22 protein-coding genes are annotated in these 24,202 nt (G+C 70.3%); 8 read left to right on the top strand and 14 right to left on the bottom strand.

From position 1 onward, the window contains the following. Positions 1–306 precede the first annotated feature (306 nt). On the bottom strand, positions 307–723 hold the full coding sequence (locus ACGFWI_RS08915) for a 4-oxalocrotonate tautomerase family protein (protein WP_393905225.1): 417 nt from the start codon (positions 721–723) through the stop codon (positions 307–309). A 118-nt stretch (positions 724–841) separates the two neighbouring features. Here ACGFWI_RS08915 and ACGFWI_RS08910 point away from each other — a divergent pair, with 118 nt between their 5' ends. Beyond that, a complete protein-coding gene (locus tag ACGFWI_RS08910) occupies positions 842–1,771 on the top strand; it encodes a LysR family transcriptional regulator (RefSeq protein WP_393905224.1) in 930 nt (309 codons plus the stop codon). 41 nt (positions 1,772–1,812) lie between these two features. Here the strand turns inward: ACGFWI_RS08910 and ACGFWI_RS08905 are convergent, their stop codons facing one another. The 4 genes from ACGFWI_RS08905 to ACGFWI_RS08890 form a co-directional block, all read right to left on the bottom strand. Beyond that, complete coding sequence (locus ACGFWI_RS08905) at positions 1,813–2,328, bottom strand: hypothetical protein (RefSeq protein ID WP_393905223.1); 516 nt, start codon at positions 2,326–2,328, stop codon at positions 1,813–1,815. 272 nt (positions 2,329–2,600) lie between these two features. Further along, complete coding sequence (locus ACGFWI_RS08900; protein WP_393905222.1) at positions 2,601–2,894, bottom strand: hypothetical protein; 294 nt, start codon at positions 2,892–2,894, stop codon at positions 2,601–2,603. Positions 2,895–3,180: 286 nt separating this feature from the next. Continuing rightward, positions 3,181–3,393, bottom strand: coding sequence for a hypothetical protein (locus ACGFWI_RS08895; RefSeq protein ID WP_393905221.1), 213 nt, complete (start codon positions 3,391–3,393; stop codon positions 3,181–3,183). Positions 3,394–3,546: 153 nt separating this feature from the next. Next, positions 3,547–4,797 carry a GNAT family N-acetyltransferase gene (locus ACGFWI_RS08890; RefSeq protein ID WP_393905220.1) on the bottom strand — a complete coding sequence of 417 codons (1,251 nt, stop codon included), beginning with the start codon at positions 4,795–4,797 and terminating at the stop codon, positions 3,547–3,549. Between the two features lie 94 nt (positions 4,798–4,891). On the opposite strand from ACGFWI_RS08890, the gene ACGFWI_RS08885 reads away from it, so the two are divergent. The 3 genes from ACGFWI_RS08885 to ACGFWI_RS08875 all read left to right on the top strand — a co-directional run bounded on the left by ACGFWI_RS08885 (position 4,892) and on the right by ACGFWI_RS08875 (position 6,917). Further along, positions 4,892–5,083, top strand: coding sequence for a hypothetical protein (locus tag ACGFWI_RS08885; RefSeq protein ID WP_393905219.1), 192 nt, complete (start codon positions 4,892–4,894; stop codon positions 5,081–5,083). 270 nt (positions 5,084–5,353) lie between these two features. Next, positions 5,354–6,457, top strand: a complete 1,104-nt coding sequence (locus ACGFWI_RS08880) for an NUDIX domain-containing protein (protein WP_393905218.1) — start codon at positions 5,354–5,356, stop codon at positions 6,455–6,457. A gap of 229 nt (positions 6,458–6,686) precedes the next feature. Then, positions 6,687–6,917, top strand: a complete 231-nt coding sequence (locus ACGFWI_RS08875) for a chaplin (protein ID WP_393905217.1) — start codon at positions 6,687–6,689, stop codon at positions 6,915–6,917. 188 nt (positions 6,918–7,105) lie between these two features. On the opposite strand, the gene ACGFWI_RS08870 is transcribed toward ACGFWI_RS08875, so the two are convergent. From ACGFWI_RS08870 to ACGFWI_RS08855, 4 genes are all read right to left on the bottom strand, one after another. Then, positions 7,106–8,374, bottom strand: coding sequence for an aromatic acid exporter family protein (locus tag ACGFWI_RS08870; RefSeq protein WP_393905216.1), 1,269 nt, complete (start codon positions 8,372–8,374; stop codon positions 7,106–7,108). A gap of 307 nt (positions 8,375–8,681) precedes the next feature. Then, positions 8,682–8,837 (bottom strand): hypothetical protein, encoded by a 156-nt coding sequence (locus ACGFWI_RS08865; protein WP_393905215.1) that lies wholly within the window; start codon positions 8,835–8,837, stop codon positions 8,682–8,684. Positions 8,838–8,956: 119 nt separating this feature from the next. Then, positions 8,957–9,121 carry a hypothetical protein gene (locus ACGFWI_RS08860; RefSeq protein WP_393905214.1) on the bottom strand — a complete coding sequence of 55 codons (165 nt, stop codon included), beginning with the start codon at positions 9,119–9,121 and terminating at the stop codon, positions 8,957–8,959. A 371-nt stretch (positions 9,122–9,492) separates the two neighbouring features. Further along, positions 9,493–9,978 carry a peroxiredoxin gene (locus tag ACGFWI_RS08855; RefSeq protein WP_393905213.1) on the bottom strand — a complete coding sequence of 162 codons (486 nt, stop codon included), beginning with the start codon at positions 9,976–9,978 and terminating at the stop codon, positions 9,493–9,495. 663 nt (positions 9,979–10,641) lie between these two features. On the opposite strand from ACGFWI_RS08855, the gene ACGFWI_RS08850 reads away from it, so the two are divergent. Next, the gene (locus ACGFWI_RS08850) at positions 10,642–10,959 is read left to right on the top strand and encodes a UBP-type zinc finger domain-containing protein (RefSeq protein WP_393905212.1); all 318 of its coding nucleotides are present in this window, start codon (positions 10,642–10,644) and stop codon (positions 10,957–10,959) included. A gap of 350 nt (positions 10,960–11,309) precedes the next feature. Here the strand turns inward: ACGFWI_RS08850 and ACGFWI_RS08845 are convergent, their stop codons facing one another. The 4 genes from ACGFWI_RS08845 to ACGFWI_RS08830 form a co-directional block, all read right to left on the bottom strand. Next, complete coding sequence (locus tag ACGFWI_RS08845; protein ID WP_393905211.1) at positions 11,310–12,047, bottom strand: SAM-dependent methyltransferase; 738 nt, start codon at positions 12,045–12,047, stop codon at positions 11,310–11,312. A gap of 135 nt (positions 12,048–12,182) precedes the next feature. Then, complete coding sequence (locus ACGFWI_RS08840) at positions 12,183–13,259, bottom strand: chitinase (RefSeq protein ID WP_393905210.1); 1,077 nt, start codon at positions 13,257–13,259, stop codon at positions 12,183–12,185. Between the two features lie 545 nt (positions 13,260–13,804). Next, positions 13,805–14,530, bottom strand: a complete 726-nt coding sequence (locus ACGFWI_RS08835; RefSeq protein WP_393905209.1) for an HAD family hydrolase — start codon at positions 14,528–14,530, stop codon at positions 13,805–13,807. A gap of 228 nt (positions 14,531–14,758) precedes the next feature. After that, on the bottom strand, positions 14,759–15,679 hold the full coding sequence (locus ACGFWI_RS08830; protein ID WP_393905208.1) for a ScbA/BarX family gamma-butyrolactone biosynthesis protein: 921 nt from the start codon (positions 15,677–15,679) through the stop codon (positions 14,759–14,761). 105 nt (positions 15,680–15,784) lie between these two features. Here ACGFWI_RS08830 and ACGFWI_RS08825 point away from each other — a divergent pair, with 105 nt between their 5' ends. From ACGFWI_RS08825 to ACGFWI_RS08815, 3 genes are all read left to right on the top strand, one after another. Then, positions 15,785–16,447 (top strand): ScbR family autoregulator-binding transcription factor, encoded by a 663-nt coding sequence (locus ACGFWI_RS08825; protein WP_393905246.1) that lies wholly within the window; start codon positions 15,785–15,787, stop codon positions 16,445–16,447. A gap of 131 nt (positions 16,448–16,578) precedes the next feature. Continuing rightward, positions 16,579–17,394, top strand: coding sequence for a thioesterase family protein (locus ACGFWI_RS08820; RefSeq protein WP_393905207.1), 816 nt, complete (start codon positions 16,579–16,581; stop codon positions 17,392–17,394). A gap of 277 nt (positions 17,395–17,671) precedes the next feature. Next, on the top strand, positions 17,672–18,028 hold the full coding sequence (locus ACGFWI_RS08815; RefSeq protein ID WP_393905206.1) for a hypothetical protein: 357 nt from the start codon (positions 17,672–17,674) through the stop codon (positions 18,026–18,028). A 156-nt stretch (positions 18,029–18,184) separates the two neighbouring features. On the opposite strand, the gene ACGFWI_RS08810 is transcribed toward ACGFWI_RS08815, so the two are convergent. Next, entirely contained in the window at positions 18,185–24,169 is a 5,985-nt protein-coding gene (locus ACGFWI_RS08810) for a TIR domain-containing protein (RefSeq protein WP_393905205.1), read from the bottom strand. Positions 24,170–24,202 lie beyond the last annotated feature (33 nt).

The following is a 24,202-nucleotide window of genomic DNA, read 5'->3' as shown; positions in this document are numbered from 1 at the left end:
CCCGCGGTGAGCGCGCCGACCGGCGACGAGATCGTGCGGATCGACCCCGAACAGCGCACCGCGCAGGGGCCGGGCCGGCCGCGGGCCCGGTCGTAGCACGAATTCGAGCTGCTGGCCCCTCTGGTCGCGCACCCCCCCCCGGGGGCCACCCCCGCCGGCCCTGTGGCCCGCCCCCGCCCGCCCCGCGGGGGGCGCACAACGCTTCACTGGCAGCAGCCCTGTGCCACCGGCTGGCGCCTGTGGTCGGCCGTAAGCCGGCCACAGGCACCAGCGCAGCGCAACGCGACCCGGCCGATGACAGGCAGTTCAGCGGGCAGCGAGGGCGGTCGGCGTGTCCCCGGCGCGGCGGTAGTAGTCGAATTGGGTCACTCCGTTGTAGCCGTAGCTCTCGGGGTGGAGTTCGTGCAGCGCGACGCCGGAACGGGGAAGCGGGCCGAGGATGTCCGACAGCAGCTCACCGGCCCTGGCGATGAAGGCAGCCTTCTCCGCGGCGCTGTTCGTGCCCAGGGTGAGGCTGGCCTCCACGTGCGCGTCGCGGGCGCCGCTCAGGGGCCTGCCGTCGACGAAGTAGCTGCCGGCCGGGACCAGGTTGAGGTGGACGATGGTCCTCGCGCTGGACTTGTGCAGGACCGAGACCGCCAGCCGGGTCAGACCCTCGGCAAGGGCGCACTGGACGTCGGCCGGGAGGTCGGGGTCGGGGACGGTGACGCGGAAGTACGGCATGGCTCTCCTCGGCAAGTGCTCGGTGTGCGTCCGCCGGAGCCGGCGGCACGGATCAAGCGTCGCCAACCTGGCACCATGGATCCAACGCATAGCTGTCATAGACACATGAGGCTCTCGCATGACCGTGAACATTCCGCAGCTGAGGGCTTTCCTCGCCGTCGTCGATGCGGGCGGTTTCAGTGCGGCCGCCGCCGAACTGGGCATGAGCCAGTCAGCGGTGTCGCACGCCGTCGCCTCCCTGGAACGCGAGCTGGCCGCCCCACTGCTGGTCCGCGCCACCCCGGCCCGGACCACGGCACTCGGCGAGCGGGTCCTGCCACACGCCCGCATCGCGCTGTCGGCGGCCCGGTCCGTGGAGCGGATCGCGGTCGATGCCACCGAGGCGATGACCGGCACCGTGCGGCTGGCCGCCACACCCACGGTCTGCCAGGGGCTGGTCCCCGGTCTGCTCCGGCACTGGCGCGAGGACCAGCCGCGGATCACGGTGCGGGTCTTCGAGGGTGACAGCGCCGAAGTTTCGGGCTGGCTGGAGGACGGGACGGCCGAGGCCGCCGTCCTGATCGACCCGCCGCCCGGCCCCGGCATCCAGCTCGCGGTGGACTGCTACCGGGCCTTGCTGCCCCGGGACCACCCCTTGGCGGACGAGCCATCCGTCGACATCCGCGAGCTGGAGGACGACCAGTTCCTGATCTCACCCAATGGCTGCGAAGCCCGCATCCGTACGATCCACGGCCTGGCCGGGCTGCGGTTCACCCCCACTCACCGGGTACGGGACCTGGCGACTCTGATCAGCATGGTGCAGGCCGGCATCGGCGTGACCATCCTGTCCGAGGTCTCGCGTGCTCTGATCCCCCCTGATCTGGTCCTGCTGCCGCTGGAACCCCAGACCTCGCGCCGTCTCGTACTGACCGGACCGCATGGCCGCCCCTGGCACCCGGCGATCCGCACCTTGGCGGAGTCGGCCGGCGGCCATCTGGCTCGAACCGTTTCCCGGTCGCCCATGTCAGAGGAGGGACTGGCACCGCCGTCGCAGCAGCACGCGCCATGAACCGCACCAGGAGGGGCGGGCCGTCGCTGTGACGGCGGGCGTCACAGCGGGCGGAGCCTTTCGGGGCGGGCCCGGCCGGGCGGTTCGACTTCGAGGTATCGGCGCCGGCGTGGTCCGCGGTACTCCAACGCTTCCCACCCCAGCCGACGCAACGCGACGACGCAGCGCCGCAGCTCTTCCTGCTCGGCGTAGGCGGCGCCGCTTCCCGCAGGCCCCAGCCACTCGACCCGCGCCACTCCGTGCGTGTCGGCCGCACACACGCGGTACCCCGTCGCCACCCGCTGACCATCCTCGTCGACTGCCGAGGGGGCAATCCCGGCGGCCTCCAGGGCCAGAGCAACGGCGCGTACCACTTGGTTGCGCTCCCATTCCGCCGGCACCGCAAGCGGATCGGCGGCTCCTGCGTTCATCATCCGCCGGATCTGCAGCAACCCGTTGAACGCGGCCTGGACCGCGGTGCCCCTCGTCGGGTCCGTCTCCACCGGCGGGCGACCGTCGCCGTCGGCCACCTCGAAGCCCGCGCCGTCGGCGTTCACCCGGTCCCCTTTTCGCTGCATGGCATGGTGCCAGTCTGCCGGGCTCGGGCGACCACGGACGGTGTCGTCGTTCCGAGACCGTCCCCGCGGGAACCGGGAACCGGGAACCGGGAACCGGGAACCGGGAACCGGGAACCGGGAACCGGGAACCGGGAGCAGGAAAGGAGCAGGGGTTCCTCGCGGTCTTCGGCGGCTGCCGTCATGCACTCCCGCTCACGACGTCCCCGCCCTCCCTAGGACGGCCGACGTGACCGACGGGGTCACTCCTCGCCCCGAACTCCTGACTCAGGTCATCAGGCGCGGCGGAGCCGGGCGGCAAGGGCGTGCCCAAGGAGGACGTAAAGCACGGCGGGCAGCCCGTAATTCAGCACGGTCCGCACCCAGTCCGGATCCATGGTGAACAGGTCGTGCGACCATCCGGCCAGCCAGCCGGCGGCCGCTCGCACCCAACTGACCAGGTCGTTGGCGCGGTTTGCGTCGAGGAGGGCGAACAGGATCCACAGGCCGAGGATCACCGCGGTGAGGTCCGCGATGACGACGATGACTTTCGCTGCTTCGCTTCTGCCGTTACGGACGTGTCTGGACATGACAAACACGTTGCCGCTTTCGCCCCGTCGAAACCCGGCCTCAAGGTCAAGCGTGGGGCCTGCACCGGCGGCTACACCGGCACGCGCCCCGACTCGCCCGCCGCCCGGCTGCCCACCCCGGCCCGAAGAGCCGAAGCTGTGGCTCCGGCCAGGACCGTTGCCCCGGGCTGCAGGCAGGAGACCACCTTCTCGTTCCTGCAGGAGACCGCCTTCCGTTCCTGCAGGAGACCGCCTTCCGTTCGTGCCAGGCACGAGCGACACGGACGCCCGCAGCATCCCCTGGGCGTCACCGGCCGGCTGTCTCCCCCAGGCTGTTGCTGATGGTCTCCAGCTGGGCCCGGATGGTCGACAGCTCGCGCAACGCCTCCCGGCTGTAGAGCGTCTGCGCGATCTGCGTCAGCGCCGCCGCCTTCGCCCCAGGGTCCGTGATCTTGGCAGCCAGTTCCCTGGCGTCGTTGAGCAACTCGTGGGTCTCTTCGCTCCAGTGCTGTCCGGACATGCCACTACTCCCTGACGTCGCGGATCTTCTGCGACAGCTCTTCCCAGCCCTGGGCTTGCGGAATCGCACGGGCCGCGCCCGCCTGTTGCGGCGCGCGTGTGAGCGCCGTCCGATTTCTTCGGGTGCCCGCACCGAGCCACGGCCGCAGAACGCTCAGTAGGCGGGGAATGCCCAGCCTCCGGGGTAGAAGGGATCCCGATGTCCGCGGAAGGCGCTCGTTGCGCGTGCCAGGGCACCCGGCAGCAGTTCCTTGACCCGGCCCGCGGCCGCGAGGGAGGCGAGAGTCGTCCCGCCGAGAAAAGCCGCGCCCAGCTCGGTCGAGGTCAGCTGGAGGTCGGCGGGATCGTCCGTGCGCTCGCAGGCGGCCGATTCGTCGTCGGCCCGCAGCCGGTAGCGCCCGGTGTTCCACGGGCAGAAGCTGTCTTCCACGTCCAGGACGAGGTTCAACGGCGTCGAGTAGCGGCGCCCTGCCAGCGCCCGGTCGACGTCGACCAGACGTACCCACAGGCGGTCCACGGGCGTGGAGCGCGCCGCACGGGGATCGGTCAGCAGATGCGGCAGCGGTTCGTCGACCGCCGCCTCGTACTCGATCCAGGGCACGAGGTCGATGCCGGCGAGGAACCGCCACAGTGCGGCGTAGGCCCGGTGGCAGGTCGTCGCGCACTCCACGACCTGCACCGCGCTCTTGTCGTTGCCGAAGATGTCGCGTTCGCTCTTGATCCGGTAAAGCGCGTACCCGGTGACATGGCCGCTCGGATCCCGGTGCACGGCGAAGCGCAGCGACGTCGCGCCGCCGCGCGCCTGCGGCTCGTCGAACAGGCGGCTGTTCCAGGAGCCGTCGGTTCGGCCGGGCCAGCCGACCGCGCCGGTGCGAACCTGGTCATAGACCTTCTCGATCAACGGACGGGCTTCATCGCGGCCCAGGAGCCCGATGGTTCCGTCGCCGAATTCGGTCCCGGGTCGGAAGGTCATGGAGCGCTTCTCGCACTGGAGCCGGGCCCCGCGCGTGGCGGGTCCATATCCGAAGCGGCCGTAGATGGCGGCTTCGGCAGGGCGGAGCACAGCGACCGGCTCACCGCCGGAATCGTGCAGGTCGGTGAGCTGTTTGCGCATCATCGCGGTGAGGATGCCGCGGCGCCGGTGGGTGGGGGCCACGCCCACCCAGGTGACGCCCGCGACCGGGAGCACGGCGCCGGGAACGGCCAGGGAGCGGGTGTAGGCCGCGGTGCCGGCGACGGGGGTGTTGCCGTCGAACGCGGCGATCGTGCGATCCAGTTCAATCGTGGCTCGTTCGGTGGCCAGTTCCTCGTCGGACCGGTCCTCGCCATAGGTGTTGGCGACCATGCGGGCCCACGGCACGAACTCGTCATCGGTGAGGGGGCGGAGAGGATGGGGATCAGTCACCGGCCATGTGTAGCGGACAACGCGACACCGCGCGATCGAATAAACCGTTCCCGAGGCCGAGTTGGCGGTCTGCGAGATCACCAGGGAGCGCGCCATGGCCTCTTTCTCGCGTCGCCTGCGCGTGCATCCGCTCCCGGTCGGGTCGGTCCTGGGGGGGGACGCCTCCCCGTCGCCGACGGCCCGAGGCGGAGTGCTGTACAAGCACACGTCCGTACTGCTGCTGGACGAACCGACCGCGAGCATGGATCCCAAGGCGGAGGATGTGCTGCGTGACCACCTCCGCTGAACCGGCGCCGCGAAAGCCTCGGCCGACGCGTGCGGCGCCGGGCGGTCCCCGTGGCGGCACCAGAACCTCCGTCGCGGCAACTGCCCCGCACGCCACCCGGCCCGTCCCCCGAAAGCGGTGACCCGATGAACCGGTCCCAACTCCCCAAGTCGGCGGGCACAGCCACGATGCTCATCAACGACAACGGCGAGTACCTGCTGCGCCTGCCCGACACCTTCTTCTGATCCTCACCTACCTATCCGGTACCTCCGAAGCCGAAGGGTTTTCGCCATGGGACACGCCACGCAAGACGAATGGGATACCCACTACGGAGCAGGCCGTTCCTTCCGGCCGCTCGGCGACACCGAACACATCCTCTTTCGTGACCTTGCCCCCGACCCGCCTGGCGGCGGCCATGCCCTGGACGTGGGCTGCGGCGTGGGCGAACTCGCCCGCCATCTCGCCACCCTCGGCTACACCGTCGATGCCGTCGACTACGCCCCCTCAGCCATCACCACCGCCACGCAGATGCCGATTGCGGCCGGCACGGGAAGATTTGTGCAGTGCGACATCGAGCGGGACTCCCTCGACGGCCTGCACAGCTCGTACGACCTGATCGTGTTCCGGCTGAGTTACGCCTTCCTCCACGACCGCACGCGAGTGATGCACCGGCTGCGCGAACGGCTGAGCCCCGGCGGCGCGGTGGTGGTGATCACGCCGGTCGTGGACGAGGTGCCCGTCGAGCGGCGCGACATTGCGCTCGACGAGGAGGAGATCGGTCTGCTGTCCGCCGGATGGTGCACGGTCGAACGACGTGATGCCGAAGGGCTGGCGATCATCGTGCTGCGCGACCCTGAACCGGGCGCGGTGGCGTTCAGCGGCAAGGGGCGCCCGTCCCCGCACGCGCTGACCGGCGCAGGCGTCGTGGTGACGGACGATGCGGGCCGTGTGCTGCTGGGCAGGTCCGTGCGGGGGGTGTGGGAGTTGCCCGGTGGCAAGAACGACGGCGACGAGTCGTTCGTCGAGGCCGCCGTGCGCGAACTCGAAGAAGAGACCGGCCTGCAGGCCGAGGCGGCCGACGCGTGCCTGCTGGCGATCTTGATGGACACCGCCCATGGCATTCCGCGGGTGACCGGCGCCGTGCGCGTCGTCGCCTTCCGCGGCGAGCCGGCCGTGCGGGAGCCGAAGCTCGTCCACCGCTGGGAATGGCATGACGTCGCCGACCTGCCGACGCTGGCATCCGGGCTGTTCACGCCAAGTGCCCACGTCCTGGATGTCGTCTGGCCCGGACTACTTCCCGGCCTGCCGCCCGTCCACCGCCACACCCTCGTACAGCCACCGCGGCCGGACGATCCGGCCCGGGCGCGGGAAGCGGATCGGCTGCGCCAGACCTGACGCACCGGCTGCCTGACGGGCCGCTGCTCGCACCGCCCCAGACCTCGGCAGGACCGCGGCCACTTCCACACCCGTACGGGCCAGGGCAGATCCGGTCCGAAGAAGCGGATCGATGCGGCACTCTCGTTTGAGTGAACGGCACATGCAGGCATGTGCGCTTGGTCAGCTCTCCCGCGCCTCGTCCAGCCGCCGAGTCATCCCAACTGCTCTGCCGGAAAAGGAAATACCTATGCGCCGCATCGCTGCAATCGTTCTCGGAACCGCCGCTCTTCTTGGAGTTCTCGCCGGCCCTGCCAGCGCCGACGGTGGCGCCGAAGGAGTCGCCGCCGGGTCGCCGGGCATCATCTCGGGCAATGTGATCCAAGTGCCGATCCACGTTCCGATCAATCTGTGCGGCAACTCCATCGACATCGTCGCACTGCTGAACGCGGCCTCAGGCAACACCTGCATCAGCGCCTGACCGGGCCGATCGACTGCGGTGCCGTCAGCCCTTCCGGCGGCACCACAGCTCAGCGACCGCCTCAAAACCCTGACCGAGCGATTGCTGAGGGGCGAGACTCAGGATCCGGCATGGAACGCCGAGACGCACACCGCCGTTGCTCAGGCCGTGTCCTTCGCTCGCGGGCCCGCGCTGATCCGAAGAACGGCCTAGTGCGCCGCGTCCGTAGTGCGGTGTCCCTGCCGTCCCTGCCGTCCCAGGCGCAACCGGGCGCGCAGCTTGTCCACCAGCGGGTACTTCTCGCGCTGCTCGCGGGCCTGGCGGTTCAGCTCCTCCACGAGCCGCTCGGAGCGCTTCGCCACGTCCATCTCATCCAGGATCCGATCGATCTCGGCCAGCAGCGCGCCGTGCAGCTGCCATTGCCGCGGATGCTCCTGCACACCGTCGAGGAGCAGATGCGCGACGATCTCGCGGCTCTCGCGGCTCGCGGCGAGCTCCTGGGCGAGCCGCTCCTCGGCCTCCTCCGCATTGGCACTGACCTGCGTGGTGATCAGGACCGCGAAACTCTCGACCGCGCGGGCCATATGGCCGAACAGCTCCTGCAGGGCGGTGGCCAGGGCCGGCGAGAAGAGCGGCTCATCGGTCCGCGCCTTGGCGAGGTCGGTCAGTGTGCGGCACGCCGTACGGAGCACCACCGCGGAGATCTCCAAGGTGTCCAGGCCGGTACGCAGGACGACACGGGAGAGCAGGCCCTCCTTGACGCGAGGATTGAGCCGGAGACTGTCTTCCGCCTGCCGGAGCGACTCGTCCACCTGCACGATGTCGTGATCCAGCTGCCGCGCCTCGTGCAACCGGGCTGCCGCCTCCGCCACGGGTGTGTGGCCCGTCATCTCCTCGCCGAGGCTCAGCAGCAACCGGCTCATCCGGGCAGCCAGGCCTTCGATGGCCTCACTGGCGGGCTGCACCCACAGGGGTGGCACGAACAGCATGTTGAAGAGCAGTCCGACGACCGCCCCGATCAGCGTCTCCAACACCCGGTCCCAGGCCGTCGCGGCCACCCGCGTAGTCGTCACCCCGAGCACCAGCATCGCGCTGATCGCCACCTCGGGCACGAACTCACCGGCCCGGACGAAGCGCCCGATGACCAGCGACGCGAGGATGATCAGGCCCAGGCTCCACCAGGTCAGACCCACCAGGGAGCTGAAGCCGATGGCGATGAGGACGCCCACCACGACGGCGTTCACCCTGCGCACACTGGTGGTGAGGGTGGTGTACAGGGTGACCTGGACGACGAGCAGGGCAGTCAGGGGTGCGGTCAGCGGCGCCGGTTCGCTGCTCAGCAGCAGGGCGACGACATAGGAAATCACGGCGGCCACCGTCGAGCGGAGCGTCTGGGCGACGACGGGTTCGCTGTGCCATCGGACGAGATCCAGCAAGGGATCGGTAACTTCGCGCACCCTGCGTCCCTTTCCCCCCATCCGCCCGGAGGCAACATCGATCGCCGTGAATGACCCGCACACCTCACCGGCACCCGGTGCGTACGGCCTACCGGGGCACTTCAAGCGCAGCGCACAGACCGGCAGGCCCGAGCTGGTCGTGGGATGCTCACCCCGCCCGCGGTCACTGCTGCTTTCCGTCGCCTGGGCCCTCTTCGCGTCGTGGGTCGCGACGCCTACTGGACCGCGCTCAGGCCCCCGACTCGGCCCACAGCAGGAGAAGGCACCTCTTCCCTCTCCTACGGAAGAGGTGCCGGCAGGGCGGGACCGTGTATCCCTCCCCTTCCTGTCACCTCTCGTCGTCCTCCGCCAGGCGCTCGCCCTCCGCCTGGGACGGCTGGGTACGGGTCGTCGCAGGGTGGCGCTGCTCGGCCGGATCCCGGTCCTCCTCCAGCCTCTCGCCCTCGGCCTGCGACGGAGTCGGGTACTCCTCGTTCTGCCTCATGGCCGCCTCCGCAGTCGGTACGAGTCCATACAAAGCGAGCGTAACGCCTCGCCCGGTCTGCGGCCCGGGGGTGCGGATCCGGCTCCATGGTGAGGTGACGTCGGCCGCGGCGTGGGGTGTCAGGCCACGGTGACCACCACCGAATGCCAACCGGAGGCGGTCGAGGACTTGTCGGACGCCTTGTCCTTGCTGTCCATGTCGCTGGAGCAGGCGGCCAGTGCGATCGACAGAACCGCCGCGGCGGTGACAGCGAAGGCGGCACGACGGAAACGCAGGGTGCTCACAGTAATCTCCAGAGGATTTCGATGTTGGGTGGGACGAACGGATGGCCTGTGCCGCCGGAAGCTTCCTCGCTGTGGCGGACGCCGGACCGGGTGGCGTCACTGCAGTCCTGGTGCGGGCTCACCCCCGGGATCCGGGACACGCGGCCGGTCGAGACCGGGCGCAACGGACGCCGGCTCCGCAACGGACACGGCCACGCGCTCAGCCACGAGGATGCTCACTACGCCTCGTACCGTGCGGGTGGCTCTCTGTCGTCGCGTGCTCATGACCGGTATTCGGAACCCGCCCAGGAGCGGATTGGTCGATCGCTCCAGAAGGTTTTTTGCGGATTCAGTGGCCGACGGCACAGGTACTCATCCGAGCCCGTCATCGATCAGCTGGTTGCCATCCCGGCGAGCTGCCGGGCGAGGGTGTCGACCGGCTGGAAGGTGGCGCCGAGGAGCGCCACGTGCTTCCGGTGCAAGGTGCCGCCGGGTCCGATGAGGAACACCGCCCGGCGCAGTCCGATGCCGGGGGCGGCGACGCCGAAGGTGCGGGCGACCCGGCGATCGGTGTCGGCGAGCAGGGGCATCCGCAGGTCGTACTTGCGCGCAAACCGCTCGTGGCTGTCGACATCTTGAGGGCTGATACCCCAGACTTCCGCGTTCTGGTCCTGGAACTGCTCAAGGCCGCTGGAGTAGGAACACAGCTGCTTGGTGCACACACTGGTGTCGTCGCCCGGATAGAACGCCAGGACGAGCGGGCGGCCGCGCTGAAGGGAAAGGGTGTAGTCGCGACGCTCGAAGCGGTCGCCCGTCAGCACACCACCGGGCAGGGTGAAGTCGGGTACCGGCGAGCCGATTTGGGGTGCGGAAGCCATCTGGGTGTCCAATCCACCAGGGGAACGGGAAGGTCTGCGAGGAGTGTGCACGTACGCGGTTTCCCACGGTCCGGCGCCCTGTAGGAGAAAGCGGTGCAGCCGGCCCGGCGAGGGAGCAGCGCGGCTTTCAGGGCGCCCTCATCCGGTGCGTTCGTCACCTGGTGTATTCGTCGCCGGTCGAGGTGTGGATGGGTCGGGCAGCGGGCCTGCCGTCGGTGGGGCGCGGGCAGCCACGGGCAGCCACAGCCAGGCCGCGCGTGGTGGCGCATGGCCTGGCGGCCGTGGTCGTCTCCGCGCGTCTCGGCACGGGGACCGAGCATCTGAGTGATCACTCCGACACCTGGGCTCCTCTTGGCAGGATGCTGCGCGATGGCGTCAGCGGACCCGCGCCTCCTCCGGCAGAAGCGGTGATCGAAATGCGAGTGGTCCAGTCCACCGTTTGACAGGGTGCCGCCGCGTGGGAGGGTAGAAGTGATGATTGCGGCGCCGCGGCCGGGCCAGGGCGCCCCAGGACGTGGGCTGGACTACTTCGTCCTCCCTCCCAACGACGGCACCAGCTGACCCTGCTCGGTCGTACCCCTGCGACAAGCGTCCGTGAGGGGTCCCCGTGCAGATGCCCCAGGGGCCGGTCAGGGTGTGGGCTGCGTGCGGTGAGTAGGCAACATGGCTTTCAGCGAAGGAACGGCGGGCGGCCTGATCTGTGAGCACCTCAATCAGGTGGAGCCGGTCAGCCCGGACAGCCCTGACAGCTGCCCGGAGTGTGTCGCACTGGGCGACCAGTGGGTGCACCTGCGCGAGTGCCAGAGCTGCGGACACATCGGCTGCTGCGACTCTTCCAAGAACAAGCACGCCACGGCCCATCACGACGCCACCGGCCACCCGCTCATCCGGTCCTACGAGCCCGGCGAGGCCTGGTGGTGGTGTTACGAGGACCAGGTCGTCTTCGAGGTCGAGGGCGTGGGCCCCGTACGGTCGGCGTAAACCCAGGTCCCGCACCTACCCGGCGCCCGACGCCGCTGACCGGCGGCTTCGGGCGCCCGCACGGAGTCGGCAACGCCCTCGCAGAAAGTGGGCCGGGGTTGTTCACCGAACGCCCCTCCGTCGAGAGCTGGAGGTGCTCACGACCCAGCTCCCGGCGTAGCCGAGCCGGACCGTCACCGACGCTCAGCGCCCCGTGCGGAGGCGTCACCGGAAGACAGGAAGTAGAAGCCCCCGGCCGCACGGGGGTGTCGGCCGGGGACGTCAAGCCGTGTGCCCCGCGCAGCTCGGCACAAACGCGGTGGCGTGATCGAATCCCCCCTGTCCGACGGGGAGTTGGTGCTGTTCCGGGGTCAGCCGGATGTGTGACGCAGGACCAGGCAGACGAAGCCCCAGGTGTCCCGGTAGACGCGTAGCCATTCGGAGCGCCGAGTGGCGGCTGTCTCCAGCAGTTGCGAGCTGTCCGGGTCGGCGGGGTGGTCCAGGGCCCATGAGGCCAGTGAGCCCCAGCACGACCACTCGTAGTCGTCCAGCTCACTGCGGGTGCTGACATGGCCGTGCACAGGAGTCCACCCGTCCGCGGTGACACGGTCCATCGTGGTTGCCAGGTCGGCGAAGTCCCCGAGCATCTCGACGGCCTCCGGTGCGGGCTCGCGGTCCCAGAAGCCGTCACCGATCAGCACATGTCCCCCAGGAGCCAGGTGCTTGCGCGCCGCAGCCAGGGTGGGCAGCAGGCCGCCGAAGGCGTGCGCGGCCCCGACGCTGAGCACCAGGTCGAACGGGCGCGGTGCGGAGAAGCTTGCGGTTTCCTGGTGGTGGAGTACGAGGCGATCCTGGACGTCGAGGCGGGCCGCGGCCTGCCGGGCCTGCGCCAGCGCCTCCTCGGAGATGTCGACCCCCTCGGCGTGCACCTGAGGGTGCATGGCCAGGGCGCGCAGCAGCCATTCCCCTCCCCCGCAACCGAGGTCGAGTACCCGCTCGTTGCCGCGCGGAAGGCCGCGCTCCAGCAGTCGGCGTACCGAGTCGTCGTCGAGCGGGGACTTGATCGGGTGGTCGGCATGGGCGAGTGCCGAGATCTGTTCACGGTTCACCGGCGCAGCTTGACAGCGCCGGATGCCGCACGCACATGAATTTCCTCCACGGCGACATGGCCTACGCCCGCCCGACAGGCCGCGAGCGTGGAGCGACGGGAACCGCTGCGCAACCCGCTGGACCACGCATGCTGCTCAGCCGGTGAAAACCCTCGCGAACTCGTTGGCGGCCTTCCCGATGCTGGAACAGGTCGCTGCCGCCTTGAAGTTCGGGCCTCCCGGGCAGGCCTTGTCCCGGGTGACCGACCACATCGACAGCCGGCCGAGCCCCTTCTTCTCAGCGAACCTCTTGAGCTCGGCCGCGTCGTCGGGCCGGAAGACCTCGACCTTGACGTCGTTCACGCCGATCATCGGCGTGACCGCGACCGTCTTCCAGGCCTCGGCCTCGGTTCGAATGCCCAGGGCCGCCTTGACCTGCTTCTGGGTGGCGGTGGCGGCGGCGATGGCGTATTCGCCCATGTCACCGTGGTAGTAGGTGCCGTAGTCCATGGCCATGATGTTCACGGAGGAGATCCGGTCACCGTGCTTCTTGGCGTTCTCCAGCACCGCGACGGCGTGCCGGTTCAGACCGGAGGGGAGCACCGGGAGAGTGAAGGAGACATCCAGTTTCTTGCGCTGCTGGAGCCGGGCGATCGCCTGCGCACGAAGGTTGTTGGCCTTGGTGTCCGTCAGGGCGGGACCCTCGATGTCGAAGTCGACCTTCGTCAGGTGGTAGGCGTCGATGACCTCGCTGTACGCATTCACCAGCTTGTCCACCGAGCCGCAGACCCTGGCCAGTTCGTTACCGCTCTGCCCGCCGAAGGAGATCCGCACATCGCCGCCCTTGGCGCGCAGCGCGTCCGCCTGCCGCGCCACCGGGTTGTCGCGGAGCGCCTGCCTGCCGCCCCACTTGGGTACGCAGCCGCCTCCCGGGGAGACGAATGCGAGGTTGTACTCCTTCACGCCGGTCTCCTCGGCACCCTTGAGAAGGTCGTACGGGGGCCTGAGCGAGGTGTCCACGTACGGCGAGAAAGCGCTGGATTTCTCCGCGGGGGCATGGCTGCTCTTCTGCGGCGAGGGCTCCACTGGACTCGGGCGCTTGGGCTGATCCGGCTCCTCCGTCGAGCAGCCGGCGAGCAACAACGCCGCAATCACCGCCGCCCCTGCCGCGGTGGCGGTCGGCGTCAGCTTGCGGTTCCTCCGCGAAGCATGCACTGCTGCGTTGTTCGTCATCGTCGGGCTGCCTCCATCGGTGGGGGTGGGCAGTTTGCGTTCGGACCTGCCGCGAGGAAGCGACAAAAGCTGGGGATTCAGTTTGGGGGCCGGCTCCGGAAGACTTCGGGCGGCGGCATGTGAACGGGCGGGCGCCGGGGGCGGCGGAGGGCCCGTCCGTCGGATACGGATACGTCACGTGGTCATCCGTTGAGGGTACGTGATCCGACGGATCGGGCTTGGTCCCGCCCCCAGGTACGGCAAGGGCAACGGGTGCCCGCCCCGTCCCCCACGCGTCCGACCGCGCCAGTGAAGCGGGAGCCTCACACCCGGGCCCTTCCGGCCGCTGCGTAGCGGCGGGCTGAGGAAGGGCCCGGGGAGCGACGGAAGGCGCACGCCGCACCCCGCACGCATCCGAGCATCGTCAGAACTTCCCCCACTCAGGGCTGTGTTGGCCGGGAGCACATCGGTTCGCTCCGTACGGCGAGGACGGGAGCGGCTTCCACACGCCTGCGATGGTGCGGTGCGGCCCGCTCAGGGAGACGTCCGCCCGGACCGGACCGCGGTCACGCTCGTGGTGTCCCGGCCTCGGGCACAGTGGGACCAGAGCCCTGAGCAGGGATGCGGGCGTCGGCCCACCCCTGCACTGCCGGCTCTTCCAGCGAGTGGACCCACCAGTCGGCCAATGCGGTCTCCTGGTCGCTGGGCCGGGGGCCGACTCCGAGTACCCGCATGCCTGCACCTGCGGCGGCTTGGATGCCGCAGTGGGAGTCCTCGACGGCCAGCGTGTCACCGGGTTCCACTCCGCAGAGCTGGGCGGCGGTGAGATAGACGTCCGGATGAGGTTTGGGTCTCGTCGTGGCATTGGGCACCACGATGTGACTGAAGCAATCCCGGAGCCCGGCCATACCGAGGCACGACTCGACGACTTCCAGCGGGCAGTTGCTGGCCACCGCCAGCGGCGCGAACTGCACGGTCGAATAGACCAGTTCCGGCGCCCCGGGCATGGTGGTGGGGTCCGCGGCGACGAGGTCACGGAAACGTTCGAGCAGCGATTCCGTCATGTCCCCGGTCAGTTCCGGGCGGCCGGCCACATCGGCCATCAAGCGCCCGCATTCGGTGTAGTGCAGCCCCCGGGCCTTTTCCGCGAATGCGGCCGAGGGGGTGAATCCGTAGCTGTGCAGCACCATGTCACGGGCGTCCTGCCAGTGGCGTTCGGTGTCCATCAGCGTGCCGTCGCAGTCGAAGACGACGGCGGCGGGGGTCCAGGAAAGGAGGCTGTCTGCGGTCATCCGAGAATCCGTTCTGACGGGCCCGGAGGCGCCGCTGTGACCGGTCGCGAGAGGGGCGGAGCAGCGTCGGTTTCACGGACGTTCGGCACCGGGCCGAGGGATTTCCGGCAGCGGGCAGCGCTCATGGAGAGGAGTTGCTCCCGCGCCATGCCAGAAAATAACGATCATTACGTTACGGACGGCAACGCAGGGTGGTCAACAGGTTCATAAATGTCCATATTTTATGCTCTACATATAACCGAGAGTGCCCCAAGCCGTTTCCTTGCCGCCCTGGCGGATGCGGAATACGCACGTCGAGCGGTGCCGAGTGCACAGCACACGTGCGGGTGGGGCCAGTTCGGTGAACCGCGAGGCCTTCAGCCAACCGAAAAGGGGCCGGCTCAGCCTGCCCTGACTGCGATAGGAGGCGGCCTGCCGGGCGGCTTCCAACAGCACCATGCCGGGTACGTGATCGGTGGGGTGGTCGAAGAAGAACGGGTGCAGCGGGTCGGCCGGCGACACCAACAGCCCGCCCTCGTCGAGAGCGAGGACCACGTCATGCGGGTGGTTCACAGTCAGCCGGGCGGCCGGCGGGCGGTTCCCGTCACCCAAAGGGCAGGCCGGGGCGGCATCGACCGTGCTTCCGGCGCGCAGCACGGTGAAGCGCGCGCCGTCCAGGAATCGCACGCCCCCGCCACCACAGCCGAAGATCACCCCACGGGTGGCGAAGGTGACGTTGAGTCGCAGACCGACGATGGACCCGTCCGGCGCTCGCCGTAGGGCGCTCACCCGTGCGCAGCAGGTGACCTCGGTCGCTCCGGGGCGGGCCGGCGGCTCGTCGGCGGGGCTGAGATGGAAGTACAGGTCGGTGATGACCGCGTGGAACGCCTCCGGAACGGCATAGAACCGCAGGGGAATGCAGAGGCCGAGCTGACGCAGCGTCTCCACCAGGATGAGTGGGCTGTGCCGCTGTGACCCGTCGCGCGGGAAGGTCGTATGCGCACGTGGCCATGACGCCGCTGCCAGGAAGACATGCGCGGTATCGGTCGGTCGTACATCGGTGAGGAGGACCTCTGCCACCGAGGTCCGGTGCACCAGCTCCCGCTCGACCGTACGCGACCAGCTGAGCGGCTCACTCTTTCCGGCGGCATCGGCTGTTGGCGTGCTCATACGACCAGGGAATACCGAGAACCGTACGTGCGCACCCTTGAATTGCGGGGCGCGCGGAGCGGTAGGTTGCCATCCGGCGGAACGAGAACGATATCTGAGGTGTATGTGCAGATCCGGGCGGAGACGACGCGCAGGTCCCTTCTTGAGGCGGCAGCAACCTTGTTCGACGAGAGAGGGTACGCCGGTACCAGCATCAGTGACATCAGTGCGCATTCCGGTCGCACCAGCGGTGCCATTTATTTCCACTACGCCAGCAAGGAGAAGCTCGCCCTCGCCATTGTCGAGGAGCATTTCGCCACCTGGCCGCACTTGATCGGCCGATACCAGCAGCCCGGCCTGCCCGCCTTGGAGAAACTCATCGGGCTGAGCTTCGACGTGGCCCGGGCTTTTCGTGACGACATCATCGTCCGGGCCGGAGCCCGCCTTTGGGCCGAACGCAAAGCCATCGACACGCAGCTCCCCGCACCATTCCTCGGCTGGATCGAAGCGGTCACGCAGTTGCTCGAAGAAGCCGCCCGTAACGGGGAAGTCGCTGCCGATGTGCCGCCTGCCGCCACCGCCCATGGCATCGTCTGCGCCTTCTTCGGTCTGCACACCGTCTCCGACGCCTTGGACGGCCGCCGGCACATCGAGGAGCGCCTGCATGACCTGTGGCATCTGCTGCTCCGCGGTCTGCAGGCCCAGGCGGATCCGGCCGCACTGCTCGATCGCGTGCGCCGACCCATGCGCGACAACAGCGACAACAGGCAGGCCCCCGGACCGGCGTAGCTGGATCGTGTGGTCGACCGATGCCGAATCTTCGCAAACGGCGCTGCAACGTCCGTCCAACCTTGCTGCACGTTCGGCAGTAGCGCCGACAGCCGTTGCCTGGACAGCGAGCTTGGGGGTAAGCCTTTCGCATGACTGATCGTTGGTTTGCCGAGTCGGAACCCCAGCACCGCGCGTTTTACCGGAGCCTCGGCAACGGCCGCTATGAGAGCAGCCCCGCCACCGCGGGACCATGGAGTCCCAAGGCCCAACACGCCGGTCCGCCCTCGGCACTGCTGGGCAGGGCGTTGGAGCGCCACGCCGCCCGGCAGGGCTTTCGCATTGCCCGCATCACACTGGAGCTACCACGCCCGGTTCCCGTCGATGACCTGCAGGTCGAGGTGCGCACTGTCCACTCCGGTGGGCGAACGGAGTTGGTCGAGGGCGAGCTCACCGCCAACGGAAAGCCGGTGATGCTGGCGCGGGCGTGGCGGGTCGCGGCCAGCCCGGCTGACACTCCACAGCTACGGCCCGAAGCCGGCCCGCCGCCGCTGCCTGAATCGCAGGCGCCACAGGCCATGACCGGCGCGCATATGGACGGCTATATCGCCGCAATGGAATGGCGGTTCGAAAAGGGGAAAAGTTTTGACACACCGGGCCCTGGCATGGTCTGGGCCCGCCAGCGCATTCCGTTGGTGGCTGACGAGCCGGACACGCCGCTGACCCGGGCACTCACCTTGGCCGACAGCAGTTGGGCGGTCGCCTTCGAGCTCGACCACCATCAACAGTTCGTCATCAACACCGATGTGACGGTGTCCTTGCACCGTGAGCCGGTCGGTGAGTGGCTCTGCATGCGGTCGTCGACCGCGGCCAGCCCTCACGGTTCGGGGCTGGCACTCGGGCAATTCGATGACGCGGCCGGCGACTGCGGCCGCATTCTGCAGACCCTGTTGGTCGCCGAGCGCTGACCGGAGAGACCCCTGTGGTGGGGGACGTCGGCAGACGGGGCTGCTGGTCAGCGGGTCGGCGCCGGCAGGTAGCCTGCACCGGTCAATTCGCGTTGCCCTTCATTCGTGTCGTCAACCACGGGGGATTTCAGGCATGTCCGCACCGCCGCCCTATCAGAATCAGCCGCAGCAGCAGCAGCAGCAGCCGTACGGGTACCCGCAGCAGCAGTCGTATGGGCATCCGCAGCAACCCCACGGGCCACAGGGACCGCAGCGGCCGCCGCAAGGGAGCAGCCCGTTGCGGGGGCTGATCACCGCCGTCATCGTCCTGGCGGTCTTCGGCGGCGGGGCCTGGTACGTGTGGAACTACAACACCGATCCCCATGGCGGCAAGGCCAAGGCGGAGGCCTCACAGGCCGCGCGGGCCGAGGAGAACAAGAAGTACAACCCGGAGGTCGGGGACTGCGTCAAGGTCCAGGACCCCAAGGGGGAACCGCTGCCGGTGATCGTCGGCTGTGGCTCGGACGAGGCCCAGTACAAGACCGGCGACAAGCTGATCGGTGCCGACAAGCGGTGCGGATCGGGATTCGATTACGGCATTCAGGTCTCGAGCCGCCGCGGCGCTGACTACACGCTGTGCTTCACCAAGGTCTGACCGTCGGTTCGCACTCCGGCCGTCGCCCGTAGGAACGGGTGGCGGCCGGAGCTGTTCAGGCCCATGGGGAGCCGGCTTCGAGCCACCCCGGGACGCCGTTTCAGGATGCGGTGTCTAGGCACTCTGCGGACCGCTTCCGTACGGCTCGCCTCCGGCTCAGCCTTCGTTGGGGTCGGAGCCGCCGAGCGGCGCGGTGAGTGACATTCGGCGCACTCCCGGAAGGTGGCCGTCGAGTTCACCCGGTTCGAAGCGGCACATGCCCACCGCATGCCAGAACTCGCCCGCGATATCGCCCTCGTACTTGTAGCCACCCGTTGGTGAGAGCGCGGCCCAGCCGCCCGGTACACCGATCAAGGTGGCCTGCAGGGACGGCTCGCCCTGTGCGGGCACGCTCCACAGCCGGACCGTGCCGTCCTCGCCCCCGCTGGCGAGCAGCGAGCCGTCCGGGCTGAAGGCAGTCGACAGGATCCGCCCCGTGTGCCCGGTCAGTTGGCCGGTCTCCTGCCCGTCGCGCGGATCCCACAGCCGTACGATCCGGTCGTCGCCGGCCGTGGCCAGCAACGGGCGGCTCGGGTGCACGGCGGCGGTCCACAGCCGGCCGGAGTGTCCGCGGAGCAGGTGCTGTGGTCTGCCGTCGGCCCAGATGATCGCGTCTCCGTCCCAGGACGCGCTGGCCAGCCAGGAGTCGCCGGGCCCGAAGGCCACCGTGTACACCCGGTCCCGGTGCGCGTCGAGTTCGGCGGTCAGGCGGCTTTCCCGGAGGTCCCATATGCGGACGACCCGGTCGTCGCAGCCGGTCGCCAGCCGTGTGTCGTCGGCGCTGAACGCGATCGACCGCACCCGGCCCCGGTGCTGGGCGAGCGTCGTCACATGCGTGCCCGTGCTGCGGTACCACAGGCGGACCGTGTCGTCGTCGTTCGCCGTGGCGAGCAGCTCGCCGTCGCCGCTGAACGCCTCGGCCCACACATGGTCGGTCTCGACATCGATCTCCCGCTGGTACTCGCCCGTGGCGGCGTTCCACAGGTACACGTCGCCGTCGTTGCTGGAGGTGCCGAGGACTGCTCCGCCGGCCCCGGTGGGGCTGAAGACGGCCGACACCAGGCGGCCGCTGTGGCCGCTGAGCTCGCGAAGGCGACGGCCGGTCGCGGGTTCCCACAGCCGTACGACGCCGTCGTTGCTGCTGGCCGCCAGGTACGAGCCGTCGGCGCTGAAGGTCAGGGTGCCGATGCGGCGACCGTGACCGCGCAGGATGCGCCGGCCCTGGCCACTGGCGGTGTCCCACAGCCGCACCACGCCGTCGTTGCCGGCCGTCACCAGCAGCGAGCCGGACTCGGTGCCGCTGAGGCCGCCACGCGGCCGGAACCGGCAGGTCCAGACGGATCCGCGGTGGTCGGCGGGCTGCTGGCGCAGCGGGGACACGGACCAGCCGGGGGCATCGCCGGGGCGGCCCCGGCCGTCGGTCCCGGTGCCGGCCGCCTGCACCCGCCACAGCCGGACGGCGCCGTCGCTGTCGCCCGCCGCCAGCAGCGTGCCGTCCGTGTCGAACACCACCTGGTACACGGCGCCGCTGCCCCGGCCGGGCTGCCCGGCCGGGGTCCCGGCCACCGGGTCCCACAACCGCACCTGTCCGTCGGTGTCGCCGCTGGCCAGCAGCCTGCCGCTCGGGTGGAAGTCCAGGGTATAGACGCGCCCGGTGTGGCCGGTGAACTCGTGCCGCAGTCGGCCCGAGGCCACGTCCCACACCCGTACCGTGCCGCCGTGATCGCCGCCCCTGTCACCAGTGGCCAGGAGCGACCCGTCCGGGCTGAACTGCGTCCGGTTGCAGACGCCTTCGTGACCGGGCAGCTCGATGCGCAGTTGGCCGGTGCGGGTGTCCCACAGCCGTACGCCCGCGGCCCCGTCGCCGGTCGCCAGGGTGTGCCCGTCGGGGCTGAACACCGCGGTGTAGACGGGGGCCGTGTGCCCGAGCAGCTCGTGCCGCCGGGTGCCGGAGGCAGCGTCCCACAGGGTGACGGTGCCCTCCGCGTCGCCGGTGGCGAGCAGCGTGCCGTCCGCGTCGAGGGAGACCGGCCACACCCCGCTCGGGTGGATGTCCAGCCGGTGCAGGCAGGCGCCGGAGACGGCATCCCACAGCCGCACGGTGCCGTCCGCCCCGCCCGTGGCGAGCAGGTCCTGGCGGAACTTCACGGCGTAGACGCGGCCGACGTGGCCCTGAAGGGTGCGCAGTGCCGTACCGCTGGCGGCGTCGCACACCAGGACGCCGCCGTCCTCGCTGCCCACGGCGAGCAGTTCACCGTCGGTGCTGTACGAGACCGGCTCGGGCAGCCGGACGGATTGCATGCCGAAGCCGTAGGGGACGCCGACCGCGGAGGGCCGGAAGCCCGCGTCGACCGGCATGCCAGGGGCGAGGGCGGCGGCGCGCAGTTCGGGGCGGCGCAGGGCTTCTTCGTCGGTGGTCGCGTCGATCAGCGCGGCCCGGTTCCAGCGGCTGCCCTCGGTCCGCACGCCGCGCAGGTCGGCGCGGATCAGCCGGGCCCGGCGCAGGTCGGCGCCGCGCAGGTCGGCGCCGGTGAGGTCGGCGTGGTCCAGCCGGGCGCCGACCAGGCGGGCGTCGCGCAGCACGGCTCCGGAGAGGTTGGCGCCGACCAGCTGGGTGTCGGTGAGGTCGGCGCGGGTGAGGTCGACGCCGGAGAAGTCGCGGTGGGAGAGGTCCTCGCCGGCGAGGCCGGCGCCGCGCAGGTCGGTGTGGGCGGGCACCCGGAGCCGGGCGAGGACCTTGACCGCGTTGGCCCGGGCGACCTCGTCGGCCTGCCCGCGCCGCCCCTCCCCCTCGCCGTCCTCGTCCGGGCCGTCCAGGGTCCGCTCGGCCCACTCCTGGCAGGTGCGGTGGTCGGCAAGGTCGCAGAGGAACTCGACGGTGAGCTGGCTCAGCGGGCGGCGCGCCAGCAGCTCGTACTCGCCGCGGGCGAGCCGGGTCGCGGCCTCGCGGGCCACCAGCCACTCCACGATGGAGCTGTGGATGAACTGGAACAGCCCCTCGTCGCTGCGCACCAGCAGACTGCCGGAGCCGATCGCGTGGGCGGCCTCCCGCGCGGAGAGCCTGATGTCCGCCAGGCCCGTCAACGTCCCGGCGACGTCAGTGAGTTCGTCGAGGCTCAGGGTGCTCTGGCCGCTGGACCACAGCCGCAGTGCGAGCGTGGTGACCGCGTCCCACCGCTGGTCCAGATCCATCCCGGGAGCCGCGCCGGCGCCGCCCTGGCCGCGCCGCTCCTCGTACTGCAGCCAGGAAGTGAGCACTTCCTCGTACAGTCCGGCGGCGCTGAGCGCGCGCCCGGCCCCGGCGACGGCGCGCAGCCGGTCGTGGTCGAGGTCGGCGACGAAGCTGAGCAGTCGCGGGTTACGGCACAGCGCCAGCAGGTCGGGGATGCCTTCGAGGAGTCGCACCCGGCGGTCGGCGGCCTGCTCGTCGCCGTAGCGGTTGGCCAGGTAGGTGCGGATCTGCTGGGGCGTGAATTCCTGGAGGGCGAGGACACGGCGCTGCGGGAGCAGTCCGACGCGCTCCCCGAGGGCGGTGAGCACCTGGGCCTGGGACTTGAAGTGCTGGTTGCGACTGCTGACGACGACCTTGGCGTTGTCCACGACGGCGTCGAGGAGAACTTGCAGCCGGTCGGTGGCCCGCTCGTAGCTGACCCGGTTCGCCAGCTCGTCGAAGCCGTCGAAGAGCAGCACGATCCGGCCCTGCTGGAACATGTAGCGGAAGGCGCGGAGGTTGACGGAGTCGACACCGTGGTTTGCCAGGTGGGCGGCGACGAGGCCGTCCAGTGAATAGGCCCGGTCCAGGGTGTTCAGCTCGATGAACAGCGGGATGAGGTGCGGCATCTCCTCGGGGATACGGCGGGCGAGCTCGCGCAGCGCGAAGGTTTTGCCGTGTCCGAAGTCCCCCAGGAGCAGCAGGAACCGGCCGTGGTCGGCGTCGAGCAGCCGCAGCATGTCGTCGACCAGCCCGTCGCGCTCCTCGCCGCCCGGGCGTTCGACCTCCCGGTAGCGCTGCGGGAGATAGAGGTCTGGCCGGTAGCGGAGGTCGGTGCGCAGCCGCTCGGTCTGGGCGGTGACGTAGTCGCGCAGGTCCAGCAGCCCCTGGAACTCGGTGAAGCTGCGGACGCGGACGCCCCGGCGGCGGGCCCGCTCCCGCAGTTCGCGGGCCGGTGCGGGCCCGTCGTGGACGAGTTCGGTGTCGGGTTCGGTGTCGGAGGCGTGGACGTGGTCGAGGAAGCCGTCGATGTCCTCGGCGGAGGGGGTGCCGTGGCAGACCCCGACCCGCTGCTGCCGGACGAAACCGGACTCGTTCCAGGTGACCAGGAGTTGGGGCGGACTGCCGGCGATGCGCCGCAGCTGGGCACCGTCGTGGCGGGTGCGGCAGACCTCGGCGACGCGGGCCACCAGTTCGTCGAGCGGGTCGTCGAGGGCGCGGGCCTCCCGGCCGGGCTCGACGTCCGGCGCGCCGGGCCCAGCGGTCTCCGGCCTGCCCTCCTCAGGCGCACTGCCGCCGGCATCGGGCTGCAGGCGCGGCGGTCCGAAGACCCGCTGGGCGCGCCGCCAGTCGGCCTCGACGTGCTCCGGGTCCGTGTCGGGACGCTCCCGCCAGCGGGTGAGGCCGTCGCGGGTGATCCGCAGCAGTTGGTGGCGGGCGGGGCCGGCCGCACCGTAGACGGGCAGCTCACCCGTGGTGAAGGGGAGGGACGGGGTGGTGGGCGCCGCGGAGGCGGAGCGTCCGTCTCCGGCGGGGCCGTGCAGCAGGAGGTGCAGGCGGGGCGCGGTGAGCCGGGCGAGGGCGGCGGTGTCGCGGAGCGGGCCGGGGCCGTGCGCGGAGCCGGGGCGGCGGCCCCCGTCCTCGATGACCGGGTGCCGCAGGGCGCCGAGGCGCAGCCAGCCCTCCTGCTCGTACGGGCGCAGGGCCTGGGCGAACCAGGCGGCCTGCTCGGGGCCGAGCCAGCCGTACTGGTCGTCGGGCCGGTGGCTGTACGCCATGGAGGAGTTGAGGCCCGCGATGACCGTGCGCAGTTCCGGGATGGGGAACAGGCTCCAGGGCTGGTCGCTGTCGAAGACGACGTCGAGGCCCTGGTAGAGCTCGTGGAACAGCCGGGCGTAGTGCCGCCACTTGGGCCAGTAGGGCGGCCTGGGCTGCATCTCGTCGGCTTCGCAGGTGTTGAAGTACGCGCGGCAGGCGGCCTGGCTGACGTCCTGACCGCCGGGCACCACGGCGAGGCGGTGGGGTTCGAGGCCGAGCAGGGACCGCAGGCCGGTGAGAAAGCTCAGGGCCTGGTCGGTTTCGCGGGGGCTGCCCGAGGCGGTGAGATCGCCGGTGACGACGAGGAGGTCGGGGGCGGGGGCGCCGGCGTCGGTGAGCTCGACGAGGTCGCCCCAGATGGCTGCCTGGAGTGCGGCCGGGTCCTGGCCACGGCCGAAGGCGGGCCCCGCCAGGTGCAGCACGGTGACGGCCTCCCGGGTGTGCTGCGCTCCGGGCTCCTGGGGGTACTGCGGCGGGAGGGCCGGGCGGCGACGCCCTGCCCAGCCGGGGCGGCCCAGCGGCCTGCCGTCCCCGGACTGCGGCCGCGGAATCCCGGCCGGGGTGGCGGCTCCGGCGGGCCCGCCGGGGTAGCCGGGGCGGCTGGTGGGCCGGGCCCGCCCGTCGAGCGCCTGGCCCACCCGGGTGAGCAGCATCTCGCGGGCGGCGGCGGTGTCGGTGACGCCGACCAGGTCGACGTAGGTGATGGTGGCGAGCAGGCCCTCGATGGGGATGTCCTCGACCCGGACGGTCAGCAGTCTCCGTTCCGGGGCGTCGGGGTCGGCGCGCAGCGCGGCCTGCCACTCCATGCGCCCGTAGCGGGAGCGTTCATAGTTGCTGGAGAGCACGGCGATGACGGCGGCGGATTCGCTGACGCCACGGTCCATGAAGTCCACGAAGTTGGTGCCCGGGACGAAGTCCCAGGCCTGGACGACCGTCCGGTAGCCCGCCTCCTCCAGCGTCCAGGCGATCCATGAGGCCCACCGCTCATCGGCCGGTGAGTAGCTGATGAAGAAGTCTAACGGGCCGGTTTCCGGGCGGGTTTCGGGTTCTCCGAATTCCTGGCGAGCCACCATGCCCGCCATCCTATGATCCATCGTCAACCGGCT

The sequence above is a fragment of the Streptomyces sp. NPDC048434 genome (assembly GCF_043200375.1).
Classification (GTDB): Bacteria; Actinomycetota; Actinomycetes; order Streptomycetales; family Streptomycetaceae; genus Streptomyces.
Note: the sequence above shows the minus strand (reverse complement) of the source record. Positions and strands in the feature narration are given on the sequence as shown.